Consider the following 3,103-nt stretch of genomic DNA (forward strand, 5'->3'; position numbering starts at 1 on the left):
TACGACCGTGAGTACGTGGTGATGCTCTCCGACTGGACCTTCGAGGACCCGCACGACGTCTTCCGCAAGCTCAAGGTCGCCGAGGGCTACTACAACTACCAGAAGCGCACGATCAAGGACCTGCTTGAGGACATCAAGACCAAGGGCTGGGAGCAGACCATGCGCGAGCGGGCCATGTGGGGCGAAATGCGCATGAGCTCTCGCGACCTGCTCGACGTCACCGGCAGCACCTACACCTACCTGCTCAACGGCCGCTCACCGGCCGACAACTGGACCGGCCTGTTCCGACCCGGTGAAAAGGTGCGCCTGCGGGTAATCAACGGGTCGGCGATGAGCTTCTTCGACGTGCGTGTCCCGGGACTGAAGATGACCGTGGTGCAGGCAGACGGGCAGAACATCGAGCCCGTGCCGGTCGACGAGTTCCGCATCGGCGTGGCCGAGACCTACGACGTGATCGTCGAGCCGACCGAGGATCGCGCCTACACGATCTTCGCCGAGGCCATGGACCGCAGCGGTTATGCCGCCGCCACCCTGGCCACCCGGGAAGGTGAACGCGGCGAGATCCCCGAGCGCCGCCCCATGCCCGAGCGCGGCATGGAGTCGATGGGCATGGACCATGGAGACATGGATATGGACATGGGCCAGAACGACATGTCGGGCGACATGAACGGCGGCGAAGAGATGGCCTCTGAGGCTAGCGACCCGCATGCCGGCCACGACATGAGCGGCGGTAGCCAGGCCATGAATGGCGCCGACTCGGGCGGCATGAACAACGAGTCCGGCGGCATGGACATGGGCGAGGACGAACCTTACGAATGGCCCCTCGCCGGCCGCAAGATCAGCCACGGCCACGATGATCACGGCCCGGGCGCGGCCATGGTCGCCAGCAACCCGCAGAATCGCATGAGCGATCCCGGCATCGGCCTGGAGAGCACCGAGGACCACAAGGTACTGGTCTACGACGACCTGCGGGCACTGGCCCTGTGGCCGGACCAGCGCGAACCGGAGCGTGAAGTCGAGCTGCACCTGACCGGCAACATGGAACGCTACATGTGGTCGTTCGATGGCAAGAAGTTCTCCGAGGTCGACGGGCCAATCCGCTTCCACCACAACGAGCGGCTGCGCCTGATACTGGTCAACGACACCATGATGGACCACCCGATCCACCTCCACGGCATGTGGATGGAGCTGGAAAACCGTCACGGCAAGTACCGGCCGCGCAAGCACACCCTGTCGCTCAAGCCCGGCGAGATGCTCTCGGCGCAGATCACCCCGGAACACAAGGGCGACTGGGCCTTCCACTGCCATCTGCTCTACCACATGGACGCAGGCATGTTCCGTGTCGTATCCGTGGCCTGAATATCGGGAGGAACTGACGAATGACTATCCAGATGAAGACCAACCAAGCCCGACGATGGCTGACCGCCGCCTGTCTGCTGGCCGTCGCTCCCGGTCTGGCACTGGCTGACGGCCGCGGCGACTACGCCCGCGAACAGGGCTGGGATTCACCCGTCCCGGACATGCAGACCGGCATGCTGCTGTTCGACCGGCTGGAGTACGCAGCCGGTGACGACGAGGACAGCGTCGACTGGGAATTCCAGGCCTGGTACGGCGGAGACATCAACCGGCTCGTGATCGAGGGCGAAGGCGAACACGTCGTTTCCGGCGGAGACGGCGGCGAGATCGAGAGCCTCGATTTCCTCTACGGCCGCCTGATCGCCCCCTTCTGGTCTGTGCAGGCCGGCGTCGGTTACCAGCTCGAGTACGGCCCCGGACCGGACCACGACCGCGGCTTTGCCGTGTTGGGCCTGGAAGGGCTGGCCCCCTACTGGTTCGAAATCGACACGAAGCTGCGTGTCAGCGAGGACGGCGACGCCTCGGTCGACTTCGAGGCCGAGTACGACATGCGGCTGACCCAGCGGCTGGTGCTCCAGCCACGGCTCGGCACGTCGGTCGCCTTTCAGGAGGTCGAGAAGTTCGGCGTCGGCCAGGGCATCAACCACGTGAAGGCGGGTCTGCGGCTGCGCTACGAAATCCAGCGCGAGTTCGCGCCCTACATCGGCGTGAGCTGGAAGAAGCAACTGGGAGACACCGCCGATCTCGCCCGCGAGGAAGGCCACGATACCGACGATCTGCGTCTCGTTGCCGGCGTGCGGATGTGGTTCTGACGCAGCATCCGGGGATGCGCCCAAGGGTGTCCACCACGAGTGAGGACATCGGGATGTGACGAGACACCACGTGCCCCCACGGAGACCAATGTTGGGGGCGATCTGCTCGGCGTACGGTATTGATCCGACTCGCCGAGCGAAAGCCGGAGAGAACGCACTTCACTCCGCTGAAAAGTGTCAAAGGATCATGTTCGTACTGGGACGAGCGTGCAGATGGGCGCCAGCGGTTTTCAGTCCGTAACGCACATTAGCGTGAACTTGACCTAGGCTTGATAAGAGAGCCGCTGCCCTTGGGGCCAGATAGCAATAGACAACAACACAACCGACCAAAGGTGAGATATGTACGACTGGGGCTATGGCACGATGCCGCATGGCGGCATGGGATTCGGCATGGGCGGCTGGATCCTGATGGTGCTTTTCTGGATATTGCTGATCGTGGGGATCGTGGTGCTGGTCAAGTGGTTGATCTCTTCGTCCAACTCGCATTCCGGTCAATCGGATGCCCGGCGGGGAAGAGCATTGGAGATCCTCAGAGAACGTTACGCACGCGGCGAGATCGATCACGAAGAGTTCGACGAGCGCAGGCGACGGCTGGAAGACTGACCCAGGGGCACCAGCCACCACCATGAAGAAAGCCACTTCAGGATTGAAGTGGCTTTTTTGAGCGAGGGTATCCCGATCGCCGGGTCAGTTGTCGGTCACGGCCTCGTGCATCTGCTTCCGGGCCTCGATGCGCTCCTTAGCCATCTGCTGCTGCAGTTCACCGATGGCCTTGGTGGTCTCCCTCATCGCGTCATAATCAGGATCGGGAGCCTGGTTCAGGCGATACAACTCACGCTGTCTTTCCTCCATCTGCTCCATCAGCTCACCCATCTTTTCGCTGTTCTTCTCGCGAATCTCCTGAAGACGCTGGCGTTGCTGATCGGTCAGGGCAG

Annotated in this window: 4 protein-coding genes; 3 read left to right on the plus strand and 1 reads right to left on the minus strand. The window is 62.8% G+C overall.

The features are described from left to right. From ACESL5_RS09655 to ACESL5_RS09665, 3 genes are all read left to right on the plus strand, one after another. A partial coding sequence (locus ACESL5_RS09655) for a copper resistance system multicopper oxidase (protein ID WP_372592567.1) occupies positions 1 to 1,359 on the plus strand: 1,359 nt, incomplete at its 5' end. A gap of 32 nt (positions 1,360 to 1,391) precedes the next feature. Then, a complete protein-coding gene (locus ACESL5_RS09660; protein WP_372592568.1) occupies positions 1,392 to 2,168 on the plus strand; it encodes a copper resistance protein B in 777 nt (258 codons plus the stop codon). Positions 2,169 to 2,507: 339 nt separating this feature from the next. Beyond that, positions 2,508 to 2,771 (plus strand): SHOCT domain-containing protein, encoded by a 264-nt coding sequence (locus tag ACESL5_RS09665; RefSeq protein ID WP_372592569.1) that lies wholly within the window; start codon positions 2,508 to 2,510, stop codon positions 2,769 to 2,771. Between the two features lie 84 nt (positions 2,772 to 2,855). Here the strand turns inward: ACESL5_RS09665 and ACESL5_RS09670 are convergent. Further along, positions 2,856 to 3,103 (minus strand): Spy/CpxP family protein refolding chaperone (locus ACESL5_RS09670; RefSeq protein ID WP_372592570.1); only part of this gene is annotated, 248 nt, incomplete at its 5' end.

Source organism: Guyparkeria sp. (assembly GCF_041687595.1).
In the GTDB taxonomy this organism is placed as follows: Bacteria; Pseudomonadota; Gammaproteobacteria; order Halothiobacillales; family Halothiobacillaceae; genus Guyparkeria.